Annotated in this window: 20 protein-coding genes; 14 read left to right on the top strand and 6 right to left on the bottom strand. The window is 71.0% G+C overall.

The genetic code is table 11. From position 1 onward, the window contains the following. Positions 1–86 precede the first annotated feature (86 nt). Positions 87–272 (bottom strand): 50S ribosomal protein L28, encoded by a 186-nt coding sequence (gene rpmB, locus ACFWXC_RS36820; protein ID WP_003993230.1) that lies wholly within the window; start codon positions 270–272, stop codon positions 87–89. 259 nt (positions 273–531) lie between these two features. Between rpmB and ACFWXC_RS36815 the strand changes: the two genes are divergently transcribed. Further along, positions 532–2,205 (top strand): DAK2 domain-containing protein, encoded by a 1,674-nt coding sequence (locus ACFWXC_RS36815; RefSeq protein WP_384485710.1) that lies wholly within the window; start codon positions 532–534, stop codon positions 2,203–2,205. Positions 2,206–2,224: 19 nt separating this feature from the next. On the opposite strand, the gene ACFWXC_RS36810 is transcribed toward ACFWXC_RS36815, so the two are convergent. Both ACFWXC_RS36810 and ACFWXC_RS36805 read right to left on the bottom strand, forming a co-directional pair. Beyond that, positions 2,225–5,143 carry a tetratricopeptide repeat protein gene (locus ACFWXC_RS36810; protein ID WP_384485708.1) on the bottom strand — a complete coding sequence of 973 codons (2,919 nt, stop codon included), beginning with the start codon at positions 5,141–5,143 and terminating at the stop codon, positions 2,225–2,227. Then, positions 5,143–6,969, bottom strand: a complete 1,827-nt coding sequence (locus tag ACFWXC_RS36805; RefSeq protein WP_384485706.1) for an HSP90 family protein — start codon at positions 6,967–6,969, stop codon at positions 5,143–5,145. Before ACFWXC_RS36805 ends, ACFWXC_RS36810 begins: the two co-directional genes overlap by 1 nt. A gap of 169 nt (positions 6,970–7,138) precedes the next feature. Here ACFWXC_RS36805 and recG point away from each other — a divergent pair, with 169 nt between their 5' ends. The 8 genes from recG (at position 7,139) to mutM (ending at position 14,539) form a co-directional block, all read left to right on the top strand. Continuing rightward, positions 7,139–9,343, top strand: coding sequence for an ATP-dependent DNA helicase RecG (gene recG, locus ACFWXC_RS36800; protein ID WP_384485704.1), 2,205 nt, complete (start codon positions 7,139–7,141; stop codon positions 9,341–9,343). Positions 9,344–9,507: 164 nt separating this feature from the next. Continuing rightward, on the top strand, positions 9,508–10,095 hold the full coding sequence (gene rsmD, locus ACFWXC_RS36795; RefSeq protein ID WP_384485702.1) for a 16S rRNA (guanine(966)-N(2))-methyltransferase RsmD: 588 nt from the start codon (positions 9,508–9,510) through the stop codon (positions 10,093–10,095). Between the two features lie 26 nt (positions 10,096–10,121). Continuing rightward, positions 10,122–10,601, top strand: coding sequence for a pantetheine-phosphate adenylyltransferase (coaD, locus tag ACFWXC_RS36790; protein WP_384485749.1), 480 nt, complete (start codon positions 10,122–10,124; stop codon positions 10,599–10,601). 57 nt (positions 10,602–10,658) lie between these two features. Next, positions 10,659–11,759, top strand: coding sequence for a cell division initiation protein (locus ACFWXC_RS36785; RefSeq protein WP_384485700.1), 1,101 nt, complete (start codon positions 10,659–10,661; stop codon positions 11,757–11,759). Positions 11,760–11,903: 144 nt separating this feature from the next. Beyond that, positions 11,904–12,554 carry a YceD family protein gene (locus tag ACFWXC_RS36780; RefSeq protein ID WP_384485698.1) on the top strand — a complete coding sequence of 217 codons (651 nt, stop codon included), beginning with the start codon at positions 11,904–11,906 and terminating at the stop codon, positions 12,552–12,554. Positions 12,555–12,556: 2 nt separating this feature from the next. Then, positions 12,557–12,730, top strand: a complete 174-nt coding sequence (rpmF, locus tag ACFWXC_RS36775; RefSeq protein ID WP_007493396.1) for a 50S ribosomal protein L32 — start codon at positions 12,557–12,559, stop codon at positions 12,728–12,730. A gap of 8 nt (positions 12,731–12,738) precedes the next feature. Continuing rightward, positions 12,739–13,596 (top strand): ribonuclease III, encoded by an 858-nt coding sequence (rnc, locus tag ACFWXC_RS36770; RefSeq protein ID WP_384485696.1) that lies wholly within the window; start codon positions 12,739–12,741, stop codon positions 13,594–13,596. An 82-nt stretch (positions 13,597–13,678) separates the two neighbouring features. Then, positions 13,679–14,539, top strand: coding sequence for a bifunctional DNA-formamidopyrimidine glycosylase/DNA-(apurinic or apyrimidinic site) lyase (gene mutM / locus ACFWXC_RS36765; RefSeq protein WP_384485694.1), 861 nt, complete (start codon positions 13,679–13,681; stop codon positions 14,537–14,539). On the opposite strand, the gene ACFWXC_RS36760 is transcribed toward mutM, so the two are convergent. Together ACFWXC_RS36760 and ACFWXC_RS36755 are read right to left on the bottom strand one after the other, a co-directional pair. After that, entirely contained in the window at positions 14,512–14,916 is a 405-nt protein-coding gene (locus ACFWXC_RS36760) for a winged helix-turn-helix transcriptional regulator (RefSeq protein ID WP_384485692.1), read from the bottom strand. The two genes, mutM and ACFWXC_RS36760, sit on opposite strands and share 28 nt — an antisense overlap. A gap of 212 nt (positions 14,917–15,128) precedes the next feature. Continuing rightward, positions 15,129–15,560: a hypothetical protein gene (locus ACFWXC_RS36755; protein ID WP_384485690.1), complete on the bottom strand. Its 432-nt coding sequence runs from the start codon at positions 15,558–15,560 to the stop codon at positions 15,129–15,131. 291 nt (positions 15,561–15,851) lie between these two features. Between ACFWXC_RS36755 and ACFWXC_RS36750 the strand changes: the two genes are divergently transcribed. Continuing rightward, positions 15,852–16,142, top strand: coding sequence for a hypothetical protein (locus ACFWXC_RS36750; RefSeq protein WP_384485688.1), 291 nt, complete (start codon positions 15,852–15,854; stop codon positions 16,140–16,142). Positions 16,143–16,383: 241 nt separating this feature from the next. On the opposite strand, the gene ACFWXC_RS36745 is transcribed toward ACFWXC_RS36750, so the two are convergent. Then, positions 16,384–17,517, bottom strand: a complete 1,134-nt coding sequence (locus ACFWXC_RS36745) for a CAP domain-containing protein (protein WP_384485686.1) — start codon at positions 17,515–17,517, stop codon at positions 16,384–16,386. A gap of 189 nt (positions 17,518–17,706) precedes the next feature. Here ACFWXC_RS36745 and ACFWXC_RS36740 point away from each other — a divergent pair, with 189 nt between their 5' ends. The 4 genes from ACFWXC_RS36740 (at position 17,707) to ACFWXC_RS36725 (ending at position 24,246) form a co-directional block, all read left to right on the top strand. Next, on the top strand, positions 17,707–17,988 hold the full coding sequence (locus tag ACFWXC_RS36740) for an acylphosphatase (protein ID WP_351712561.1): 282 nt from the start codon (positions 17,707–17,709) through the stop codon (positions 17,986–17,988). Positions 17,989–18,370: 382 nt separating this feature from the next. Next, positions 18,371–18,574: a hypothetical protein gene (locus ACFWXC_RS36735; protein WP_384485684.1), complete on the top strand. Its 204-nt coding sequence runs from the start codon at positions 18,371–18,373 to the stop codon at positions 18,572–18,574. Positions 18,575–18,844: 270 nt separating this feature from the next. Continuing rightward, a complete protein-coding gene (locus ACFWXC_RS36730; protein WP_384485682.1) occupies positions 18,845–22,510 on the top strand; it encodes an AAA family ATPase in 3,666 nt (1,221 codons plus the stop codon). Positions 22,511–22,827: 317 nt separating this feature from the next. After that, positions 22,828–24,246: a sugar porter family MFS transporter gene (locus ACFWXC_RS36725; RefSeq protein ID WP_384485680.1), complete on the top strand. Its 1,419-nt coding sequence runs from the start codon at positions 22,828–22,830 to the stop codon at positions 24,244–24,246. The last annotated feature ends 143 nt before the right edge of the window (positions 24,247–24,389 follow it).

Raw genomic sequence — 24,389 nt, 5'->3', positions numbered from 1 at the left:
TCGGGCACGGCAAAAAGCCGGCCCACCCTCAGGTGGACCGGCTCAGTGCGGCGAACCGGCTGTGGCCGCGCGCTAGCAGCAGTGCGTCAGCGCGAGACCTTGCCGGCCTTGATGCACGAGGTGCAGGCGTTCACGCGCTTCGGCGTCCCGCCGACCACGGTACGCACACGCTGGATGTTCGGGTTCCAGCGACGGGACGTACGGCGGTGCGAGTGCGAGATGTTGTTGCCGAAGCCCGGCCCCTTGCCGCAGACGTCGCAGTTGGCAGCCACGGGTCACTCCAAAGACTTCAGATGCACTTACGGTTGAATCCCGGCCTGCCGGGATCGAGATTCAGGGATCTGAGATCTTGAGTGGCATTGCCAGGGGTGATGGCCCGATCGGATCGGGCAACCGGAGCAGCATACAACGGCCGCGTCGGTTAGACGAAACTAGCATGGCAGCTCAGGGGCCGGCTCCCGGCCCACTTCCGGTGGACACCCTCCCGGGGTCTACGCTGCGACCACGTCGGGCCAGCTCAAGGAGGCGCAGGTGGCGCAGGTGCCGCAGACATTCTTCGATGCTCTCGCGGTACGCACCTGGTGCGGTCTCGCGCTCGGGGCGATCGGCCGGGCGCGCGAGGAGATCGACGCGATCAACGTCTACCCGGTGGCCGACGGCGACACGGGTACGAACCTCTATCTGACGGTGGAGTCGGCCACCGGGGCCGTGGAGGCCGTCTTCGCCGGTTACGAGCTGGGCGAAGAGGTCCCCACCCTGGCCGACGCGGTCCGCGCGATGGCGCACGGGGCCCTGATAGGCGCGCGCGGCAACTCCGGCACGATCCTGGCGCAGCTGCTGCGCGGCATGGCCCAAGTCCTCACCGAGGGTGAAGCGACTCACATCGACGGCGAGGGGCTGCGGCTCGCCCTGCGGCACGCCGCCGACGCCGCCCGCCAGGCCGTGGCCCACCCCGTGGAGGGCACGGTGCTGTCGGTCGCGTCGGCAGCCGCTGACGCCGCCGACGCGACCGAGGGCGACTGCGGGACGATCGCGCGGGTCGCCTACGAGGGCGCGTGCAAGGCGCTCGCACAGACCCCGGGACAGCTGGCCGCCCTGGAGCGGGCCGGGGTGGTGGACGCCGGCGGGCGGGGCCTGGTCGCGGTGCTCGGGGCGCTGGTGGAGGCGTTCACGGGCGAGACCCCGACGCCTTTCGACGCGCACGCGTACGGGGCGGTACCGGTCGTCCACGCGCGCGTGGACACCGTTTCCGACGCCCGGGCCGATGCCTGCGCCGAGTCGGCAGGGGGCCCCGCCTTCGAGGTCATCTACCTCCTGGAGGCCGAGGACGCCGCCGTGGACCGGCTGCGGACCCGGCTCGACGCGCTCGGCGACTCCCTGGTCGTGGTCGGCGGCGACGGCCTGTGGAACGTCCACGTGCACGTCGACGACGCCGGTGCCGCCGTGGAGGCGGGCGTCGAGGCGGGGCGGCCGTACCGGATCCGGATCACGCACTTCGGCGCGGGGGACGTGCACACCGGCGGGGAGCCGCCGCGCGAGCGGGTACAGCGCGCCGTGGTGGCCGTGGTGCCGGGGGAGGGGCTGGTCGGGCTGTACACCGAGTCCGGCGCGACCACCGTACTCGCGCGCCCCGGGGAGCCGCCCGCCAGCGGGGAACTGGTGGACGCCGTACGCCGTGCCCACGCGCGCGAGGTGGTGCTGCTGCCCAACGACGCCGACCTGCGGCACACGGCGGCCGCGGCGGCCGAGCAGGTCCGCGCGGAGGGCATCCGGGTCGCCCTCATCCCGACCCGCTCGGCGGTCCAGGGCATCGCCGCGCTCGCGGTGCACCAGCCGGAACGCCGCTTCGACGAGGACGTCGTCCAGATGACCTCGGCGGCCGGCGCCACCCGCTACGCCGAGGTCGTGGTCGCGGAACGGCAGTCCTGGACCATGGCCGGCATCTGCCAGGCCGGCGACGTGCTGGGCCTGGTCGACGGGGACGTGGCGGTGATCGGCTCGGACGTGACGGCCACCGCCGAGACCGTCCTCGACCGCATGCTCCAGGCCGGCGGCGAGCTGGTCACCCTCGTCCTCGGCGACGAGGCGCCCGAGGGCGTCGCCGAACGCCTGGAGGCACGGGTGCGCGAGGCGTACCTCGCCGTCGACACGGTGATCTACAACGGCGGCCGGCAGGGGGCCCCGCTCCTCATCGGAGTCGAGTGAGCCCCCACCGCACGCCCCTTCACGCCTCCGTGGGCTCCAGCAGCTGCCGTGCCTCCGCCCGCCGGGCCCGGACCGTGTCGTCGTCCGGGTCGGCGCCCTCGTAGGCGTCCAGCACCGCACGCGCGCGCGCCGCCGCGTCCGCCGGCCGGCTCAGGTCGGCCTCCAGCCAGCCCGCCGCGAGTTCGGCGCCGGTACGGCTGTGCAGTCCGTCCTCGCCCAGCTCGGCGAAGACCGCGATCGCCGCCGTCATCTCGGCCAGCGCCGCCTCGAACGCGTCCTGGATCGCCGCGTCCTCCGCGTCCTCGGGCACCGACCGGGCCAGCAGATCACCGAACTGCCGGCGGGTGTGTCCGAGTTCACCGGTGAGCCGCTCCCGGGCCGCCGGGTCGGCGGGCGTCGGGAGCCCCGCCAGCGCCGTCTCGCACTCCGTGACCGCGGCCGCCATCAGTTTCCGCGCGCCCTCCGTGCCCGCCTCCGTGCGCAGCGCCAGCCAGGCGCGCGCCCGCAGCGAGCGGACCAGGAAGTGCACATTGCCCATGGCCCGCCACAACTCGCCCGCGCGCGTGTACGCCTGGTCCGCCTCGGCGGGCAGCCCCGCGTTGCCCAGCGATTCGGCGGCCAGGTGCGCCAGGGTGGCGTGGTCGTGCTGCTCGGGCCAGTGCCGGGCGATCTCGGCCGCCTGGAGCCGCCGTTCGGCCGCCGCGTGGTGCTCGCCGAGCTCGCTCAGACAGTCCCCGAGCCACCACTGGGTCTGGACGACCGCGCCGTCGCCGTGCGTCTCGGCACTCAGGTCCGCCAGCGCCGACTCCAGCACCTCCGCGGCCTCCGCGAACCGCCCCTGCCGCAGCAGGAAGCCGCCCAGCTGGTGCCGTGCCCAGGCGCCCAGGGTGCCGCTCTCCCCGGCCTCGTCGGCCCAGTGCGCGGCCTCCAGGGCGTGCTCGGCGGCCTCCTCGGCCCCGCCCCGGCCGCCCAGGACCTCGGCGAGCTGGAGGTGCAGCTGGGCCCGCCCGACCGGCTCCACGTACGGCCCGCCGTGCTCCAGGGCCGCGCGCAGCGCCCGCTCCGCCTCGGCCGTGTCGCCCTGCTCATGGGCGAGCGCGGCCACCCGCACCTCGTACTCCACCGCGAACCACGGCAGCTCCGCGCCGACGAACTGCGCCGTCGCCTGCCGGAACAGCTCGCCCGCCCGCTCCCCGTCGCCGGCGTGCTCGGCCAGTTCGGCGAGCATCGCCCGCCCCTCGGCCGCCCGGGACACCAGCCGGAGGTCGGACCCACCGCGCCCGCCGACGAGCGCGAGCAGTTCCCGTACGGCCTGCTCGGCGTCGGCGGCGCCCTCGGACCGCTCGTGCACCCACCGCATCAGGATCCGTGCCCGGCTCATCAGCACGGACGCCGTCTGCCGCACGCCGGTGGCGTCGTCGGCGTACAGCGCAAGGATCCGGTCGTACGGCTCGCCGATCGCGGCCGTCGCCTCGTCCAGCTCCCCGGACAGCGCGCGGACGTAGGCGGCACGCGCGCGTGCCGCGATCGCCTCGCCCTCGTCGCCGGCCTCCGCGTACAGCTCCGCCGCCCGCTCGAACAGCTCGACGCCCTCCGGGCCGCGGCCCATCGCCGTGTGGTCGGCGATCTCCGCGCGGACATAGGTGTCCACCTCGGCGCTCTCGGCGGCCTCCGCGACCGCCGCCCAGGCCTCCAGGGCGTGCGGCTGGAGCGTGTCCGACAGCCGACGCGCCTCGCTGAGCAGCGCGGGCAGTGACGGTCGCTCCGGCGCGGGCGCCTGCACCACCGGCGCGACCGGTCCGGCGGGCGCCGTCCGTACCGCCCGTACGCCCAGCGGCAGCCGGTCCACCAGCGGCCGCTGGGCCATGCGCTCGCGCACCTGGTCACCGACATAGGAGGTGCCGTTGCGGGTGTCGAACCGCGCGGCCAGCTCCAGGGCCTCCGCGCGTGCGTGGACGGCGAGTTCCCCGGCGCTCCAGGCCTGCCCGGCGGGACCCGGTACCCGCTGCTCACCGAGGCCCAGTTCGGTCAGCCGCTCCATCAGCAGCGTCACCACCGCCATGAAGTCCAGCCGGCTGCGCGGCTGCCCGGTGTCCGTGAAATAGGCGGGACGTTCCGCCAGCAGCTCGAGACCGCGCGCCTCGTTGCCGGTCAGCGCACAGAACTCCACATGGTCCGCGTACGCGCCCCGCATGCTCTCCATGGGGCGGACCAGCCGGAAACCGCGCAGGTGGTGGGCGCGCGCCTCGTCGACCCGGCCAAGGCGCAGCAGCGGCACCAAAGAGGAGGCGAGGACCGTGTGCGGCTCGTGGGCGCAGCTGTACTCGCCCTCCAGGACCGGCCGCCACAGCTCCAGGGCCTCGGCGTCCCGGCCGTTGCGCAGCTGCCAGCTGCCCTGCCCGTGCAGCTCGCACGCGTGGCAGTCGGCCATCCGGTCCCGGTCCGCCGCCAGCCAGGCCGTGTACGCCCGCTCCGCGCGCGTGAAGTCACCGATGTGCCCGGCGACACTGAACTCGGCGCTGCGCACCGCCCGCTCGGAGTGCCCGGCGAGCCGGTAGCGGTGCTCCATCTCGCCCAGCCACTTCTCGATCGAGGCGAGCGGGATGTGCGGCTGGTCGAGCATGCCGGCCGACATCCACTTGAAGACCCAGTACAGCGAATGCGTCTCGTACTCGTCGAAGTCCCCGGGCCGCTCGTCCCACAGGCGCAGCAACCGCGCGAACGGGACGAACATCTTGTCCTTCTCGGAGCTGTAGTTGTAGACCTTCAGCTGGTGCCCGAGCGCCTCGATCACGGCGAGCGGGATGTTCAGCTTCTCGGCCTCCACCAGCAGCTGCTCCGCACGCGCGTTGCGGGCGGGCCCCTCCGGCTCCTCGGAGTTCTCGGCCATCGCGTGGCGCAGCGAGTCGAAGTCCGCGATCCCGCCGGTTTCGTCCATCAGCGGTCACCCTCCCCGTGAGTGGCCCATTCCAGGAGGCCGATGAACGAGCGGTTGATCAGCACCGAGTCGGCGGGCCGCAGCGGGCGCTGGGCCATCAGCAGCGCCTGCCCGTAGAGCGATTCGCTCGCGGTGCCGATCAGCTCCGGATCGGTCAGGGAACTGATCCGCCGGATCAGCGGGTTGAGGTGGTTGAGCACCAGACGCGCCCGGGGTGCGCTGCCGCGCAGCGAGCCCAGGATGCCCGCCCACAGGTCGTCGGCCTGTTCCTCGGCGTCCGCGCGGGCCTGTTCGTGCCGGGCCGCCCGGTCGTCCAGGTGCAGCGCGGGCACGGACAGGGGGTGGAAGGCGCGCAGGACGACATCACAGCCCAGTGGGTCCAGCTTCGCCCGCGCGGCCGCGAGGAAGCCCGCCAGCGCCAGCTCCTCCGCGGGATCCACCGTGTCCAGATGCGCGGTCACGGTGTCGGCGTCCAGCTCCGCGACCACCGTCCCGGGCCGCACCGACGGCAGCGCCTCGACCAGCTCGCTGTCGTACGTGTAACCGCCGTTGATCACCCCGACGCCCTGCGCGGAGGCGATCGGCGCGACCTGCCGGTACTCCTCGACGGTCCGCGTGAAGTGCACCACCGGGTGCCGCTGCGCGAACTCCTCCAGGGACAGCTGCCCGTCCGTGGTCTCGAAGGGGAGCCACGGCAGCATGGTGCGCAGCATCTCCCGGTCGTGCCGGGCCAGCGACTTCACACCCAGGTGGTGCACGGACAGGAACGCCGAGAGCCGTTCCGGATCGCCGGCGGCCAGCCCGGTCAGCCAGGACCGAATCCTTTCGCCGAGCGCCTCCCGTACGGCGGCCAGCGTCTCGTCCTCGTACAGCGACTCGCGTGAGGCGGTCGGCCGCAGACTGTCCGTGTCCAGGACACAGCGGACGAAGAACGCCCAGTCCGGCAGCAGCTGTTCGGCCCGCTCGGTGAGCAGCATGCCCTTGAGGTGCACGCGATGGGTGGCCCGCTGGGCGGGACTGACCGCCGACGGCAGCACGTACGCCACCCCCCGGATCCCGGCCAGCGGTACGTCCAGCGCGATCGAGTCCAGCGGTGCGAACCCGAACAGCTCCTGACAGTGCCGGGCCAGCGCCACCCGGCGGGTGCTGGGGGAGGGGTACGGCCGGTCCCAGGGCGCGGGCAGATCGGTGACCGCCTCGTCGCCCACCCGGACGTCGTAGGGCAGTAGCGAGCCGAAGTCCCGCGCCAGCGCGAGCACCCGCCGCTCGTCCAGCCACTCCGCCGCCCCCGCCCGCGCCACCAGATGCACGGTGGTGCCGGGCTCGGGACGGGCCTCGGGCGCCAACGTCCTTACGGTGTACGACCCGTCGTCGCGGGCCGTCCACTCCACGGGCGGCGCGTCCGGAGTACGGGCACTGCGGCTGACCACCCGGATCCGCTCGGCGACCACGAAACAGGCCAGCAGCCCGATGCCGAACTGGCCCAGGAAGTCGGAGCGGGCCTCCTGCAGCCCGTCCGACCGCTTGGAACTGCGCCCGATGGTCGCGAGCAGCGTGTGCACGTCCGACTCGGTGAGCCCGACGCCGCTGTCCTCCACCCGAAGAGCGCTGCCGTCGGCGTACAGCCGCACCCGCGCCGGGGCGTCGGGCTGCTCGGCCCGTCTGGCGGTGATGGCGTCCACCGCGTTCTGCAACAGCTCGCGCAGGTAGACCTTGGGGCTGGAATACAGATGGTGGGAGAGCAGGTCCACCAGACCACGCAGGTCGACCTGGAACGTATGGGGTGACTGTGATGCCTGGGATGACTGTGAGGTCTGGGAGTCCATCGTCGCTGCGCCGGAGGGGGGAAGACGTGGTCGGCGCGGGGTCGGGCGGTCCCTGGTGGGGTGGTGACCGCGGAAGGATGGCCGGAGCGCGCCATCCTATGACTCAAAACGGCCGTCTGACCAGGGGTTTCCCGAGACATATACGGCATTGTCAGTGGCGTGGTGTGCAATGGATCTCGTGCCCGCACTGGAAGAACCACTGAAGAAGGTGCTCGGCCCAGCCACCGCCAAGGTGATGGCCGAGCATCTCGGCCTGCACACGGTCGGCGATCTCCTGCACCACTACCCCCGCAGATACGAGGAGCGCGGCCAGCTCACCCACCTCGCCGACCTGCCCATGGACGAACACGTCACGGTGGTCGCCATGGTCGCCGACGCCCGACTGCACACGTTCGCCTCCTCCAAGGCGTCCCGCGGCAAGGGCCAGCGGCTGGAGGTCACGATCACCGACGGCAGCGGCCGGCTCCAACTGGTCTTCTTCGGCAACGGCGTCCACAAGCCCCACAAGGAACTCCTGCCGGGCACGCGCGCGATGTTCGCCGGCAAGGTCTCGGTCTTCAACCGCCGCCTCCAACTGGCCCACCCGGCCTACGAACTGCTCCGCGGCGACGACCCGGCCGAATCGGTGGAGACCTGGGCCGGAACCCTCATCCCGCTCTACCCGGCCACCGCCAAGCTCGAGTCCTGGAAGATCGGCAAGGCGATCCAGACGGTCCTGCCGAGCGTCCAGGAGGCCCTGGACCCGCTTCCACCGGCCCTCCGTGAGGGCCGCGGTCTGGTCTCCCTCCCCGAGGCCCTCCTCAAGATCCACCGCCCGCACACCAAGGCGGACATCGAGGACGCCCGCGCCCGCCTCAAGTGGGACGAGGCCTTCGTCCTCCAGGTCGCCCTGGCCCGCCGCCGCCACGCCGACGCCCAACTCCCGGCGGTGGCCCGCAGGCCCAGCCCCGACGGCCTCCTCACGGCCTTCGACGACCGTCTGCCGTTCACCCTCACGGACGGCCAGCAGAAGGTCTCGAAGGAGATCTTCGACGACCTGGCGACGGAGCATCCGATGCACCGCCTCCTCCAGGGCGAGGTGGGCAGCGGAAAGACCCTCGTCGCCCTGCGCGCGATGCTCGCGGTGGTCGACGCGGGCGGGCAGGCGGCCATGCTCGCGCCCACCGAGGTGCTGGCCCAGCAGCACCACCGCTCGATCACCGAGATGATGGGGGAGCTGGCGGAAGGCGGCATGCTGGGCGGCGCCGAGCACGCCACCAAGGTCGTCCTGCTCACCGGGTCGATGGGCACGGTCGCCCGCCGCCAGGCGATGCTCGACCTCGTCTCCGGCGACGCCGGCCTGGTGATCGGCACCCACGCCCTGATCGAGGACAAGGTCCAGTTCCACGACCTGGGCCTGGTGGTGGTGGACGAACAGCACCGCTTCGGCGTGGAACAGCGAGACGCCCTGCGCGGCAAGGGCAGACAACCTCCCCACCTCCTCGTCATGACCGCGACCCCCATCCCGCGCACGGTCGCGATGACGGTCTTCGGCGACCTGGAGACCTCGGTCCTGGACCAGCTCCCGGCCGGCCGCTCCCCGATCGCCACGCATGTCGTCCCCGCCGCCGACAAGCCCCACTTCCTGGCCCGCGCCTGGGAACGGGTCCGCGAGGAAGTCGGGAACGGCCACCAGGCGTACGTCGTCTGCCCGCGCATCGGAGACGAGGAGGAGGACCCGAAGAAGGCAAAGAAGTCGGCCGAGGACGAAGCCGAGAAGCGCCCCCCGCTGGCCGTCCTGGACGTCGCCGACCACCTCGCCAAGGGCCCGCTCAGCGGCCTGCGGGTGGAGGTCCTGCACGGCAGGATGCACCCGGACGACAAGGACGCGGTGATGCGCCGCTTCGCCGCCGGCGACACGGACGTCCTGGTCGCCACCACGGTCATCGAGGTCGGCGTGAACGTCCCCAACGCCACCGCCATGGTGATCATGGACGCCGACCGCTTCGGCGTCTCCCAGCTCCACCAGCTGCGCGGCCGAGTGGGCCGGGGTTCCGCCGCCGGCCTCTGCCTCCTGGTCACGGAGATGCCCGAGGCGAGCCCGGCCCGCCAGCGCCTGACGGCGGTGGCCTCGACCCTGGACGGCTTCGAGCTGTCGAGGATCGACCTGGAACAGCGGCGCGAGGGCGATGTCCTCGGCCAGGCCCAGTCGGGCGCCCGCTCCAGCCTCCGCGTCCTGGCGGTCATCGAGGACGAGGAGATCATCGCCGAGGCGCGGGAGGAGGCGACGGCGCTGGTGGCGAGGGACCCGGAGCTTGCCGACCTCCCGGGGCTACGAACGACCCTGGACGCCCTCTTGGACGAGGAGAGAGAGCAGTACTTGGAGAAGGGCTGAGTGGACGCGCCCCGAAAGGGGCGCGGGGCTGTGTCGAAATGCGGCTCCGCCGCGCGGGCGCGACCGGCCACATCGCGACCGCAGCCGCCGTCGCAGACCAGGCACCCACCCCCGTGGGCCTGCCAAACTGAATCCGTAAAGCCGCCCCCGATGAAGGACCCCCCATGACCCGCGTGATCGCCGGCCAGGCAGGCGGACGGCGCCTCGCCGTGCCGCCCGGCACAGGAACCCGGCCAACTTCGGACCGCGCACGCGAGGGCCTCTTCTCCACCTGGCAGTCCCTCCTCGGCGGCCCCCTGGACGGCGAACGCGTCCTCGACCTCTACGCCGGTTCAGGAGCCGTGGGCCTGGAGGCCCTCTCCCGGGGCGCGGCCCACACCCTCCTCGTCGAAGCCGACCCCAGAGCCGCCCGCGTCGTACGGGAGAACGCCAAGAGCCTGGGCCTGCCCGGCGCCGAGGTGAGGGCGGGCAAAGCGGAACAAATCGTCCAGTCACCGGCCCCCGCGCAGCCGTACGACCTCGTCTTCCTCGACCCCCCGTACGCCGTCTCGGACGACGATCTTCGGGAGATTCTCCTCACACTCCACTCGGGGGGCTGGCTAGCGCCGGAGGCGCTCGTCACCGTGGAGCGCAGCACCAGAGGCGGTGACTTCCACTGGCCGGCCGGCTTCGAGGCCCTCCGGTCCCGTCGCTACGGCGAGGGAACGTTTTGGTACGGTCGCGCCGCCTCTACGTGCGAAGACGCACGATGACCGGACCGGAGAGCGAGGGATCTCAAGTGCGCCGCGCCGTCTGTCCCGGGTCGTTCGACCCGATCACCAACGGACACCTCGACATCATTGCCCGTGCGTCCCGTCTCTACGACGAGGTCTACGTCGCGGTGATGATCAACAAGTCCAAGAAGGGCCTGTTCGAGATCGACGAGCGGATCGACCTGATCCGCCAGGTCACGGCCGACCACGGAAACGTCCGCGTCGAGGCGTTCCACGGCCTCCTCGTCGACTTCTGCAAGCAGCGCGACATCCCGGCCATCGTCAAGGGCCTGCGGGCCGTCAGCGACTTCGACTACGAGCTGCAGATGGCCCAGATGAACATCGGCCTGTCGGGCGTGGAGACACTCTTCGTGCCGACCAACCCCACCTACAGCTTCCTCTCGTCCTCCCTGGTCAAGGAGGTCGCCCAGTGGGGCGGGGACGTATCCCACCTGGTACCGGAGGCCGTTTTCGAGGCCCTCAACAAGCGTATTCACCGGGACTGATGGGGCTACAGTCGTCCCGTCCGTCTCCAACCCAGCTGTAGAGAGTGGCGAGCACAGGTGGACGTGCAGAAGAAGCTCGACGAGATCGTGACCATGGTCTCCGGCGCCCGGTCCATGCCCATGTCGGCGTCGTGCGTGGTCAACCGCGCCGAGCTGCTCGCGATGCTCGAAGAGTTGCGCCAGGCGCTGCCCGGCTCCCTCGCGCAGGCCCAGGAGCTCATCGGCGACCGGGACCAGATGGTCGAGCAGGCCCGCATGGAGGCCGGTCGGATCATCGAGACCGCGCACGCCGAGCGCGGCTCGCTGATCTCCGACACCGAGGTGGCCCGCCGCTCCCAGGCGGAGGCCGACCGGATCCTCGGCGAGGCCCGCAGGGAGGCCGAGGAGGTCCGCGCCGACGCCGACGACTACGTCGACTCCAAGCTCGCCAACTTCGAGGTCGTCCTCACCAAGACCCTCGGCTCGGTCGGGCGCGGCCGCGAGAAGCTCCTCGGCACCGGCCCGGGCCTGGACGAGCAGGGCTACGAGGACGAGGACGCCCCCGAGCGCAGCCACGACCCCGAGACCCTGCGCCGGGACGCCGACGCCTACGTCGACGTCAAGCTCGGCGCCTTCGAGGCGGTCCTCGCCAAGACCCTGGAGGCCGTCGGCAAGGGCCGCGCCAAGCTGCACGGCCGGATCGCCTCCGACGCCCTCGGCGCCCTGGCCGACGACAACACGACCTTCCAGCACTCCAGCGACGCCGACTACCTCGCCGACCTCGCGGCCCTCGCCGACCAGGACGACCGGGCGGCACAGGCGGCACAGGCGGCACAGGCCGAGCAGCAGCCCGCCGCCGCCCAGCAGCAGCCGCAGTACGACCAGCAGCCGGTGCAGCAGCCCGTGGTGCAGGATCCGTACGGCTACCCGCAGCAGCAGGACCCCTACGGCGGCTACCCCCAGCAGCAGCCCGCCTACGCCCAGCAGGACCCCTACGGCTACCAGCAGGCCGACCCCTACGCCTACCAGGGCTACGACACCGGTCAGCAGCCCGTCTACGACCCCCAGCAGCAGCCGGCCCAGCACCAGTCGTACGCCCTCGACGAGACCAGCCTCTTCGACACCGGCATGATCACGCCGGAGCAGCTGAGGGCCTACGAGCAGGGCCGCGGCCTGTAGGGAAGGGGCCGAAAGCCGGCGGATTGGGCCGACAGCGAAAGGTCCAGTATCCTGGCTCTTCGGTCGCGTCTGCGTATGCGATCACCGCTGCCCGGAGGAATCCTCCGGACGGCGTCCCTTTGAACTCGAAGATCGAAAGCAGGAATGGCTCCTCACGCACGCCTAGACCACCGCAACCCGTTCGTGTTCGACACGCACGAGCTGGGGCGGCGTCCTGGCGCGCTGCAGCGCCTGACCCGCACGATCGACGCTCCCGAGGACTTCGGTATCAAGGGGGTCATCGGAGTGCCGCAAGGCGTCCCGGTGGAGCTGGACCTCCGGCTCGAGTCGGTCATGGAAGGTGTGCTCGTCACAGGCACCGCCCGTGCACAGGCCGAGGGGGAGTGCGTAAGGTGTCTGGAGCCGGTCGAGCAGGAGCTCGAAGCGGACTTCCAGGAACTGTTCTCGTACCCTGACGCCGACGACCGGGGCCGCGTGATCGCGGAACCGGGCGACGACGCCGAGGACGACGAGGACAGGTACTTCATCGAGGACGGCTTGTTCGACCTCGAACCCGTGCTGCGTGATGCGGTGGTGCTCGCACTGCCGATGCAGCCGGTGTGCCAGGACGACTGTGCAGGGTTGTGCTCCGAGTGCGGAGCCCGCCTCACGGACGACCCGGACCACCACCACGACGCCGTCGACATCCGTTGGGCGGCTTTGCAGGGACTCGCCGGTTCCACGAAGGACGGCGAGAAGGACGAGATGAGCGGCGCTGACGCGGAAGCGGGCGTCGACGAGAAGCAGGAGAAGTAGCCGTGGCTGTTCCGAAGCGGAAGATGTCGCGCAGCAACACGCGCCACCGCCGGTCGCAGTGGAAGGCTGCGGTCCCCACCCTGGTTGCGTGCGAGCGCTGCCACGAGCCCAAGCTGCAGCACATTGCGTGCCCGTCTTGCGGCACCTACAACAAGCGCCAGGTCCTCGAAGTCTGAGCGGCCAGGTGAGAGGCACTGTGTCCAGTCCCAAGAAGGCGGATGACGCCAAGGCGGACCCAACCGCCAAGAAGAAAACGGACAACACGGCCTCGTCCCACACGCTTCTGGAAGGGCGGCTCGGCTACCAGCTCGAGTCCGCCCTTCTGGTGCGTGCGCTGACCCACCGTTCCTACGCGTACGAGAACGGCGGTCTGCCGACGAACGAGCGGCTGGAGTTCCTCGGTGACTCCGTCCTCGGCCTCGTCGTCACGGACACGCTGTACACGACCCACCCGGACCTGCCTGAGGGCCAGCTGGCCAAGCTCAGGGCAGCGGTGGTGAACTCTCGTGCGCTCGCGGAGGTGGGCCGCGGTCTCGACCTGGGTTCCTTCATCCGGCTCGGCCGCGGTGAAGAGGGCACGGGCGGCCGGGACAAGGCGTCCATCCTCGCCGACACCCTGGAAGCGGTGATCGGCGCGGTCTATCTCGACCAGGGCCTCGACTCGGCGTCCGAGCTGGTGCACCGGCTCTTCGACCCGCTGATCGAGAAGTCCTCGAACCTCGGAGCCGGCCTGGACTGGAAGACCAGTCTCCAGGAGCTCACCGCGACGGAGGGTCTCGGCGTGCCCGAGTACCTGGTCACGGAGACCGGCCCCGATCACGAGAAGACCTTCACTGCTGCCGCCCGCGTCGGAGGCGTCTCGTACGGCACCGGCACCGGCCGCAGCAAGAAGGAGGCGGAACAGCAGGCCGCCGAGTCCGCCTGGCGCGCCATCCGCGCCGCCGCGGACGAGCGGGCCAAGGCAGCCAAGACGGCAGCGGCAGCCGAAGAGGCCGCCGCGGCCGAGGAGGACGACGGTCCGTCGTCCGCCGCCTCCGCCTGAAGAACAGCGCGATGATCCGAGCGCCCGGTCCCTTCCCAGGGCCGGGCGCTCGCATCGTCCAGGGTCCTGCACGGGAGACGTGATGCCCGAATTGCCCGAGGTCGAGGTCGTACGGCGTGGCCTGGAGCGGTGGGTCGCCCACCGGGTCGTGGCCGAGACCGAAGTGCTGCACCCGCGTGCCGTACGACGGCACCTCGCCGGCGCCGACGACTTCACCCACCGGCTCAAGGGCCACCGCGTCGGCACCCCGAGCCGGCGCGGCAAGTACCTGTGGCTGCCGCTGGAGGACACCGACCAGTCGATCCTCGCCCACCTCGGCATGAGCGGTCAGCTGCTGGTGCAGCCGCACGAGGCACCGGACGAGAAGCACCTCAGAATCCGCGTGAGGTTCGCCGACGGCCTTGGCACCGAACTCCGCTTCGTCGACCAACGCACCTTCGGCGGACTGTCGCTGCACGACAACACCGTCGACGGGCTGCCGGACGTCATCGCGCACATCGCCCGCGACCCGCTCGACCCGCTGTTCGACGACGAGGCCTTCCACCAGGCACTGCGCCGGAAGCGGTCGACCATCAAAAGGGCGCTGCTCGACCAGTCGTTGATCAGCGGGGTCGGCAACATCTACGCGGACGAGGCTCTTTGGCGGGCCCGTCTCCATTACGAGCGACCGACCGCCGGCTTCACCCGCCCGCGCACCGCCGAACTCCTCGGCCATGTACGGGACGTGATGAACGCGGCCCTGGCCGTCGGCGGCACCAGCTTCGACAGCCTCTACGTCAACGTCAACGGCGAGTCGGGGTACTTCGACCGCTCGCTGGACGCCTACGGCAGGGAGGGGCTGCCCTGCCGGCGGTGCGGTACGCCGATGCGCAGGCGGCCCTGGATGAACCGGTCCAGCTACTTCTGCCCGAAGTGTCAGCGGGCGCCGCGCGTCTCGTCGTAACGCTCGCGGGCGGCCAGCACCTCGTCCATCCGGCTCTCCACGAAGTGGACGACGGACAGCAGGCGGTCGGCGACCTCGCGGCCGAGCGGGGTGAGTTCGTAGTCGACCCGCGGCGGGTTGGTCGGCTGGGCCTCGCGGTGCACCAGGCCGTCGCGCTCCAACGCCTGGAGGGTCTGCGAGAGCATCTTCTCGCTGACGCCGTCCACGCGCCGGCGCAGTTCGTTGAACCGGAACGATCCCTCGTGCAGTGCGCTCAGCGTCAGCCCGCCCCAGCGGCCCATGACATGTTCCAGCGTGGTGCGCGAGGGGCAGGCCCGGGCGAAGGCGTCGTACGGAGGATGCGCCTCCTCGGGACGGTCCTGGGTGCTGATGGTCATGGGTCAAGCGTAAGCGAGCACAGCGCTAACCAACAGGGTGCGCTAACTGTCGGTTAGCGCACTCTGGAGCGGTCGTACGACTCAGTAGCCGAAGAAGTACCGGGCCGGGTCTCTGACCTGGGGCCACGCAATCGATCAACGCTGCGACCTGCGACTTGGCCGTCGGCGGTTGTCAGCGGTGGCTGTGCTGGACGTCCGCCGCCGGCCCCGCGTCAGGCGAAGTAGGGGTTCGTCAGGTCGATGGAGAGGGAGTTGCCGAGGTTGTTGGTGAAAGTGGCCAGAGAGCCGTGGACCCCAGCTCCCTCGAACGGGTTGGAGTCCAGCAACGACACCAGCCACGCCAGGTTCTTGTCCTGGTCGAGCCGCGCGAAGAAACCCTCCGAGCCCAGCGAGCCGTCCCCGCAGCACACATACCCCGACCCGTCCGACAGCTCCGCCAGGCCCTGCGGATGCACATCGGCCCACGTCAGCCGCTCCGGATCCTTCGCCAGCAGCTCATCGAGGTCGAGCGGCTCGCCGACGTCGAACCAGGACAGCTCAGGACCGTCTACCTCGACCGCCCACGCGGAACCGTCAGCGCGAAACAGCCCATCCACGGCCGGCCGCTTGTTGGCCAGCCACAGATCGATGATGCCTTTGCTCACTTCGCCCCCAGACCGGTGATGCAGCCGGGCGACGCTTCGGCTCGGCGTTGCAAAGGTAAGGCACGTACCCAGTTCGGAAGATCGCGTATGCGGAGGGGTGCTGACCTGGTGAGACGCTGACCTGCACGTTCCTGGTCCATTCGCTGGTGTTGTTGTCCTGTCTTCCCCGTCGGGCGCTGCTCGATCGGGCACGCGGGGGCACGCTCTCCTGAGATCTGGTGCAGCGGCACCTTCCGGTCGGACGACGGCCGCTCTGCGGACCCAGCGGCACGCTTCACCGCGAACCCGTCCTTGGCCTCAGGGCAGACCACCCGCCTGGACCGGGTCGGCGCCGACTCCTACGTGCGGATCAGCCCGGCCCGCACCGAGGGGTACGCGGCACTGACGCTGTTCGGCATGGCGCTGTTCGTCTTCGCGGGCGCCGGATTCGCCCCCCGGGCGAACTCCACTGGCCGACCCGAACTCCGCTCCGGACGCGTCGGCCGCGCAGGGCTCCGACTCGGTCAGGCAGGGATCATCCTGCTGCTGGGTGCCGCGCTCTGCGTAATCATCGCGTTCCTGAGCCCACTGCTGGGCGGCTGACTGAGCCGCCGCAGGAAGTGCGCTGCGCCTCGGTGCTCCTGAACGCGGGGGAGAGCATCAAGGCACTCAGCGAGTACCCGGGTCATCACGACCCAGGGTTGACGCTGCGGACGTACACCCACCTGATGTCGTCGAGTGGGACCCGTACCCGGGCCGCCGTGGACCGTGTCCTTCCGGAGAGCGCGGCTGACGGCCCGGAGACGGCCCAGGACGATTCCCAGGCCGCTGACCTGCGGTTGTCTCAGTAGCCGAAGTCCTGCGTCCACCAGGGGCCGCCCGAACCGAGGTGCACCCCGACCCCGAGGGTCTTGAAGTCGCAGTTCAGTATGTTGGCGCGGTGGCCCTCGCTGTTCATCCAGGCGTCCATGACGGCCTCGGCGGTGGCCTGGCCCCGGGCTATGTTCTCGCCGCCCAGGTTGGCTATGCCGGCGGCCGCGGCCCGGTCCCAGGGCGTCTTGCCGTCCGGGTCGGTGTGGTCGAAGAAGTCCCGCGCGGCCATGTCCTCGCTGAACGCCTCGGCCAGCTTGGTCAGCGAGGAGTTCACGGACAGCGCGCTGCAGCCGACCTTGGCCCGCTCCTCGTTCACCAGCTTGAGCACCTCGGCCTCGGCGGCGGCCGCCTCGGACACGGTGATCGGCGCGGCGGTCTTCACCGGCGCCTTGGTGGCCGTCCTGGCCGGCGCGGGCGTCGCCTCCTTGGACGGCGTGGCGCTGGGCGCCGGCTTCTCGGACGCCGTCTTCGTCGGTGTGGGCGACGCGGCGGCGGAGGTGGAGGCGGGCGCGGAGGCCGTCTCCGTGGGCGAGCCGGAGCGCTGGGTGTCACGGCTGGTCGAGGAGCCGGTGTCCCGGCTCTCGGCGCTGCCGGAGGTGCCGCCCTGTTCGGCGGCCGTGTTGCTGGGCGCCCCGTCGGCCTGTACCTGGTCGCCGCCGGTGGTGCCGGTGTTCCCGCCGAGCTTGTAGTTCTCCAGGCCCGGCACCATGCCGGTGGCCACCGCGACGGTACCGATGGCGACGGCGGCCGAGACCCCGAGCAGACCCGTGCGCATGGGCCGTGCGGCCTTCTTCTTGCGCCGGTGCCCGCTGCCGCCCGCCGGGGAGCCGCCGATGACCGGGGCGAACTCCTCGGTGGAGAAGACGGCCGTGTCGTCGGCCCGGGCGTAGCCGTTGCCGGTGGCGTACAGATAGGCGGAGCTGCGCGCGTTGGCGTCGGCGTACTCCTCCTGGTGCAGGTAGGCCGCGGTGCCCGTCCCGAAGCGGAGGCCCGCGTACGAGTCCTGCGGGTCGTGGCCGCCCGAGTACGGGCCGTCGTTCTCCGTGCCCCCCGTGGCGCGGCCCGTGGCGGCGCGGCCGGCGGCGGAGCGTCGGTGGCGTCCCATGTCCTTGCCTTCTTCCCTCGTCCTCGCGGTCCGGGCCGACCAGGGGCCGGTGTGGCCAATGACTCCTTCTGGTCGACCAGACTCATCCGATCGAGTGAGTTTCAGATGAGATTCATTGGGTCGGGACGGTACCGCATGGCGGTGAAGGCGGAAGTGTTCCGAGTGACATTGGCCGGTTAGGTTGCACCCATGAGCGAGGATGTGCGACTGGTCGCCTGGGTACGTGGACGTGTACAGGGAGTGGGATTCCGCTGGTTCACGCGGGCCAAGGCGCTGGAGATCGGCGGCCTGAGTGGTTTTGCTCTCAATTTGGGCGACGGCCGCGTCCAGGTGGTCGCGGAGGGCTCCCGGACGGGCTGCGAAGGGCTGCTGGCCTGGCTCCAGGGCGATGACACGCCCGGGCGGGTCGAGGGTGTCACCGAGATCTGGGACACACCCCGCGGCGGTTACGAGGGCTTCGCCATCCGCTGACTCCGCTCCGTGAAGCCCCGCAGGTGGAAGCGGAGTGAACTGCCACCGGCATGTGCCCGAAGCAGGAATGGCCTGGTGGTTGCCAAGAATCGCTTGTCGTGGCAGGCTCCGCAGATAAAGATGATCGCCATGTCCTGAGGGCCCCGCAGGAGTCGCAGCGCCGCCGGTCCTGAGCCGCGCGCGCCCGGGTTCGCCCGCCAATACAGGGCGTGATCGTGTTGACCGTCAAACTTTTTGGTGAGACGCTGAAAGCCCCGCGCACCTTAGCTGTTTGGCATGGAGCAACAGGCGAGTAACACTCGGATGTGTCAAGCACCGCGGGTGCGATCCCTCACGACCCACACCGCTTCGGTCGGTCACTCAGTGTGGAGGACCATCCATCATGGCAAAGGCGCTTCTCGGTTACGTCGGCGGCTCTGACCCGCGACTCCTCGCCGAGATGCGACGGCTCCAGCAGCGTGTCCACGACCTCGAATCCGAGCTTGTACGGATTCAGGCCGAGAACGACGCGCTGACGGCTGCCGCTTCTCCCGACAGGATCATGGAGAGCATCGACGCAAACCAGGCGGAGCCTGCGCTCACCTGATCGCTGCATCGCTCCACAACAGCACGTGCGGCGGTTGGGCAGCCCTTTCAACCGCTAAGTTGTCAAGATCTGCAAGGGACGCCCCGGCGTCCCTTCTTTTCTTCGCTGTCCCTCCGGGTGGCCCCCGCACCCCTGCGCCCGGCCCCTTCCAGCCCCGCGCATCCTTTCACCCTCTTTAACGTCTGGTGTGCCCTGCATGTTCATGCGCGAAACCGCGAGGTTGCGAGGGGTCGTGGAGTGCGGTAGCGCCGCCGGGTAAAGTCCGACGGCGTGCATCTCAAGGCCCTGACCCTTCGCGGGTTCAAGTCGTTCGCCTCGGCGACCACGCTCCGGTTCGAGCCGGGGATCACGTGTGTCGTCGGTCCGAACGGCTCGGGCAAGTCCAACGTCGTGGACGCGCTCACCTGGGTCATGGGTGAGCACAGCGCCAAGTCGCTGCGCGGCGGCAAGATGGAGGACGTCATCTTCGCCGGCACCACCGGCCGCCCGCCGCTGGGCCGCGCCGAGGTGTCCCTGACCATCGACAACTCCGACGGCGCGCTGCCCATCGAGTACGCCGAGGTCACCATCACGCGGATCATGTTCCGCAACGGCGGCAGCGAGTACCAGATCAACGGCGACACGTGTCGCCTCCTCGACATCCAGGAACTGCTCTCCGACTCCGGCATCGGCCGCGAGATGCACGTCATCGTCGGCCAGGGCCAGCTCGACTCCGTCCTGCACGCCGACCCGATGGGCCGCAGGGCCTTCATCGAGGAGGCGGCCGGCGTCCTCAAGCACCGCAAGCGCAAGGAGAAGGCCCTCCGCAAGCTGGACGCGATGCAGGCCAACCTCGCGCGCGTGCAGGACCTCACCGACGAGCTCCGCCGCCAGCTCAAGCCCCTCGGCCGCCAGGCGGCGGTGGCGCGCAGGGCCGCCGTCATCCAGGCGGACCTGCGCGACGCGCGGCTGCGCCTGCTCGCCGACGACCTCGTACGACTGCGCCAGGCGCTGCAGACCGAGATCGCCGACGAGGCCGCCCTCAAGGAGCGCAAGGAAGCCGCCGAGCAGGAGCTGAAGAAGGCCCTCCAGCGCGAGGCGCTCCTGGAGGACGAGGTACGCCGGCTCACCCCGCGCCTCCAGCGCGCCCAGCAGACCTGGTACGAGCTGTCCCAGCTGGCCGAGCGGGTACGCGGCACCATCTCGCTGGCCGACGCTCGGGTGAAGAGCGCCACCTCCACGCCGCCCGAGGAGCGGCGTGGCCGCGACCCCGAGGACATGGAGCGCGAGGCCCACCGCATCCGTGAGCAGGAGGCCGAGCTGGAGGCGGCCCTGGAGGCGGCTCAGCACGCCCTCGACGACACCGTCGCGCACCGCGCCGAACTGGAGCGCGAACTGGCCCACGAGGAGCGGCGCCTGAAGGACGTGGCCCGCTCCATCGCCGATCGCCGGGAGAGCCTGGCCCGGCTGAACGGCCAGGTCAACGCGGCCCGTTCGCGTGCCGGCTCGGCCCAGGCCGAGATCGACCGGCTGGCCGCCGCCCGCGACGAGGCCCAGGAGCGAGCGGTGTCGGCGCAGGAGGAGTACGAGGCGCTGAAGGCGGAGGTCGACGGCCTCGACGCCGGTGACGAGGAACTGGCCGAACAGCACGAGCAGGCCAGGCTGCGGCTCGCCGAGGCGGAGGCGGCGCTGACCGCGGCGCGTGAGGCGACCACCGCGGCGGAACGCAGCCGCGCCGCGACCCAGGCCCGCCGCGAGGCGCTGGCACTGGGCCTGCGCCGCAAGGACGGCACCGGCATACTGCTCGGCGCCCGGGACCGCCTGACCGGAGTCCTGGGCCCGGCGGCGGAACTGCTGACGGTGACCCCGGGCCACGAGGTGGCCCTGGCGGCGGCCTTCGGCACGGCGGCCGACGCCATCGCCGTAACGACCCCGGCCTCGGCAGCCGATGCGATCCGCCTCCTCCGCAAACAGGACGGAGGCCGAGCAGCCCTCCTCCTCTCGGACGCCCCTGAACTGCCCCATCCTGAGGCGCCCCGGTCCGAAGCGCCCCAAAGGGGCGCGGGGAACGGCGCGACCAGCCACGACGCACCCGCACCCGACCCACGACCCCTCCCGGCACCCCCCTCCGCGGCACCCCCCGCCGGGACGCCCGCCGGGACGCCCGCCGCCGATCTCGTCCGCGGCCCCGCCGACCTCATGCCCGCCGTCCGCCGCCTCCTGCACGGCATCGTCGTGGTCGACACCCTCGAAGCCGCCGAGGAGCTCGTCTACCGCCACCCCCACCTCACCGCCGTCACCGCCGAAGGCGACCTCCTCGGCGCGCACTTCGCACACGGCGGCTCCGCGGGCGCCCCCAGCCTCCTCGAAGTACAGGCCTCCGTCGACGAGGCCGCCGCCGAACTGGAAGAGCTGGCGGTCCGCTGCGAGGCGCTGACCGAGGCCCAGCAGGCGGCCCAGGAACACCGCAAGGCGTGCACCGCACAGGTCGAGGAGCTGGCGGAACGCCGCCGCGCCGCCGACCGGGAGAAGTCGGCCGTCGCCCAGCAGCTCGGCCGGCTCGCCGGACAGGCGCGCGGCGCGGCCGGCGAGGCGGAACGTTCCACGGCCGCCGCCGCCCGCGCCCAGGAGTCCCTCGACAAGGCCCTGGAAGAGGTCGAGGTACTGGCCGAGCGGCTCGCCGTGGCCGAGGAGATGCCGGTCGAGGAGGAACCGGACACCTCGGTACGGGACCGGCTGGCCGCCGACGGCGCCAACGCCCGCCAGACCGAGATGGAGGCCCGCCTCCAGGTCCGTACCCACGAGGAGCGGGTCAAGGGCCTCGCCGGCCGCGCCGACTCCCTCGACCGCGCCGCCCGCGCGGAACGCGAGGCACGCGCGCGTGCGGAACAGCGCCGGGCCCGGCTGCGCCACGAGGCCGCGGTCGCGGAGGCCGTCGCCTCCGGCGCCCGGCAGCTGCTCGCGCATGTGGAGGTCTCGGTCGGCCGGGCCGACCGGGAGCGGGACGCCGCCGAGGCCGCGAAGGCCCGGCGCGAGCAGGAGCTGACCGCCGCCCGCAACACCGGCCGTGACCTCAAGGCGGAACTCGACAAACTCACGGATTCAGTTCACCGGGGTGAGGTACTCGGCGCCGAGAAACGGCTGCGGATCGAGCAGCTGGAGACCAAGGCGCTGGAGGAACTCGGTGTCGAACCGGCGGGACTCGCCGAGGAGTACGGCCCGCACCAGCTGGTGCCGCCCTCGCCCCCCGCCGAGGGCGAGGTGCTGCCGGAGGACCCCGAGCATCCGCGCAACCAGCCCAAGCACTTCCACCGGGCCGAACAGGAACGGCGGCTCAAGGCGGCCGAGCGGGCCTACCAGCAGCTCGGCAAGGTCAACCCGCTCGCCCTGGAGGAGTTCGCGGCCCTTGAGGAACGGCACAAGTTCCTCAGCGAGCAGCTGGAGGACCTGAAGAAGACCCGCACCGACCTGCTTCAAGTGGTGAAGGAGGTCGACGAGCGGGTCGAACAGGTCTTCACGGAGGCGTTCCGGGACACGGCCCGGGAGTTCGAGGGCGTCTTCAGCCGTCTCTTCCCGGGCGGCGAGGGACGGCTGATCCTGACCGACCCCGACAACATGCTCACCACGGGTGTGGACGTCGAGGCCCGGCCGCCGGGCAAGAAGGTCAAGCGGCTCTCCCTGCTGTCGGGTGGCGAACGCTCGCTGACCGCCGTCGCAATGCTGGTCTCGATCTTCAAGGCGCGGCCCAGCCCGTTCTACGTCATGGACGAGGTCGAGGCGGCCCTGGACGACACCAACCTCCAGCGGCTGATCCGCATCATGCAGGAGCTCCAGGAGTCGTCGCAGCTGATCGTGATCACGCACCAGAAGCGCACGATGGAGGTCGCCGACGCGCTCTACGGCGTCTCCATGCAGGGCGACGGTGTGTCGAAGGTCATCAGCCAGCGGCTTCGCTGACGCTGGGTCTTGGCCGACTTCGGCTGCGGGTGCGTTGTGGCTGGTCGCGCCCCGTGGCGGAGCCGCAAATCGATACAGCCCCGCGCCCCTTGGGCACGTCACCTCCTCCCATCCTTCAAGAAGTGAACGCATTTCCCTTGCGTGGTCTCTGCAACGTCACACCTCACCCCCTATTGACTTCGAAACTTGAAGGCATAGTCTCTGCAACGTTGCTTTTACCTTCAGGTGTGAGCGGTGTGAACTTGTGCGCCACTTGAACCTGAGAGGGCTCACCCCCACCCCCCGGCAGCGCTGCCGGGTGGCCCGAGGAGTTTTCTGTGACCAGCACTGCGCAGGCACCCAATTCAGGAGCCGGGACGGCTCACCCCGATCATCTCGGGCATGTCATCTTCATCGCGGCGGCCGCCGCGATGGGCGGTTTCCTCTTCGGCTACGACAGCTCCGTCATCAACGGCGCCGTCGAGGCCATCCGAAGCCGCTATGACATCGGGTCCGCCGCCCTGGCCCAGGTCATCGCCATCGCCCTGATCGGCTGTGCCATCGGCGCCGCGACCGCCGGCCGGATAGCCGACCGGATCGGCCGTATCCGCTGCATGCAGATCGCCGCCGTGCTGTTCACCGTCAGCGCCGTCGGCTCGGCGCTGCCCTTCGCCCTGTGGGACTTCGCCTTCTGGCGGATCATCGGCGGCTTCGCCATCGGCATGGCCTCCGTCATCGGCCCCGCCTACATCGCCGAGGTCGCTCCGCCCGCCTACCGCGGCCGTCTCGGTTCCTTCCAGCAGGCCGCGATCGTCATCGGCATCGCCGTCTCGCAGCTGGTCAACTGGGGTCTGCTCAACGCCGCCGGCGGCGACCAGCGCGGCAAGCTGATGGGCCTGGAGGCCTGGCAGGTCATGCTCGGCGTCATGGTGATCCCGGCCGTCCTCTACGGCCTGCTCTCCTTCGCCATCCCCGAGTCCCCGCGCTTCCTGCTCTCCGTCGGCAAGCGTGACCGCGCCCGCGCGATCCTCGAAGAGGTCGAGGGCAAGAGCGTCGACCTGGACGCCCGCGTCGCCGACATCGAGCACGCGATGAAGAGCGAGCACAAGTCGACGTTCAAGGACCTGCTCGGCGGCTCCTTCTTCTTCAAGCCGATCGTCTGGGTCGGTATCGGTCTCTCGGTCTTCCAGCAGTTCGTCGGCATCAACGTCGCCTTCTACTACTCCTCGACGCTGTGGCAGTCGGTCGGTGTCGACCCGACGGACTCGTTCCTCTACTCCTTCACGACGTCGATCATCAACATCATCGGCACCGTGATCGCGATGATCTTCGTGGACCGGATCGGCCGCAAGCCGCTGGCCCTCATCGGCTCGGTCGGCATGGTCGTCGGCCTCGCCCTGGAGGCCTGGGCCTTCTCCTACCACCTGGTCGACGGCAAGCTCCCCGCCGCGCAGGGCTGGACCGCGCTGGTCGCCGCGCACATCTTCGTCCTCTTCTTCGCCCTGTCCTGGGGTGTGGTCGTCTGGGTCTTCCTCGGCGAGATGTTCCCGAACAGGATCCGCGCCGCCGCGCTGGGCGTGGCCGCCTCGGCGCAGTGGATCGCCAACTGGGCCATCACCGCGAGCTTCCCGTCGCTGGCCGACTGGAACCTCTCCGCGACCTACGTGATCTACACGGTCTTCGCGGCCCTCTCCATCCCGTTCGTCCTCAAGTACGTCAAGGAGACGAAGGGCAAGTCCCTGGAGGAGATGGGCTGACCCTCGTCACGAGGCTCCCGACTCGAGGAGAAGGGCCAAGTCCCCGCTGCCCCTCTCCTCGTACCCCCCGCCGCCCCGCCCGGTCACTGCCCGGGCGGGGCGGCGGTTCACGCTTCTCCTGTCACTCGATCCGCCGTGCCCCC

The sequence above is a fragment of the Streptomyces sp. NPDC058683 genome, assembly GCF_042716195.1.
Lineage (GTDB): Bacteria > Actinomycetota > Actinomycetes > Streptomycetales > Streptomycetaceae > Streptomyces.
This window is presented reverse-complemented; position numbering and strand designations above follow the sequence as displayed.

What these genes read in the sequence shown, in the direction of transcription:
- ACFWXC_RS36810 (WP_384485708.1), bottom strand. Translation starts at nt 5,143, where the DNA reads ATGGACGAAACCGGCGGGATCGCGGACTTCGACTCGCTGCGCCACGCG.
- ACFWXC_RS36805 (WP_384485706.1), bottom strand. Translation starts at nt 6,969, where the DNA reads ATGGACTCCCAGACCTCACAGTCATCCCAGGCATCACAGTCACCCCAT.
- recG (WP_384485704.1), top strand. Translation starts at nt 7,139, where the DNA reads ATGGATCTCGTGCCCGCACTGGAAGAACCACTGAAGAAGGTGCTCGGC.
- rsmD (WP_384485702.1), top strand. Translation starts at nt 9,508, where the DNA reads ATGACCCGCGTGATCGCCGGCCAGGCAGGCGGACGGCGCCTCGCCGTG.
- ACFWXC_RS36780 (WP_384485698.1), top strand. Translation starts at nt 11,904, where the DNA reads ATGGCTCCTCACGCACGCCTAGACCACCGCAACCCGTTCGTGTTCGAC.
- mutM (WP_384485694.1), top strand. Translation starts at nt 13,679, where the DNA reads ATGCCCGAATTGCCCGAGGTCGAGGTCGTACGGCGTGGCCTGGAGCGG.
- ACFWXC_RS36760 (WP_384485692.1), bottom strand. Translation starts at nt 14,916, where the DNA reads ATGACCATCAGCACCCAGGACCGTCCCGAGGAGGCGCATCCTCCGTAC.
- ACFWXC_RS36745 (WP_384485686.1), bottom strand. Translation starts at nt 17,517, where the DNA reads ATGGGACGCCACCGACGCTCCGCCGCCGGCCGCGCCGCCACGGGCCGC.
- ACFWXC_RS36740 (WP_351712561.1), top strand. Translation starts at nt 17,707, where the DNA reads ATGAGCGAGGATGTGCGACTGGTCGCCTGGGTACGTGGACGTGTACAG.
- ACFWXC_RS36735 (WP_384485684.1), top strand. Translation starts at nt 18,371, where the DNA reads ATGGCAAAGGCGCTTCTCGGTTACGTCGGCGGCTCTGACCCGCGACTC.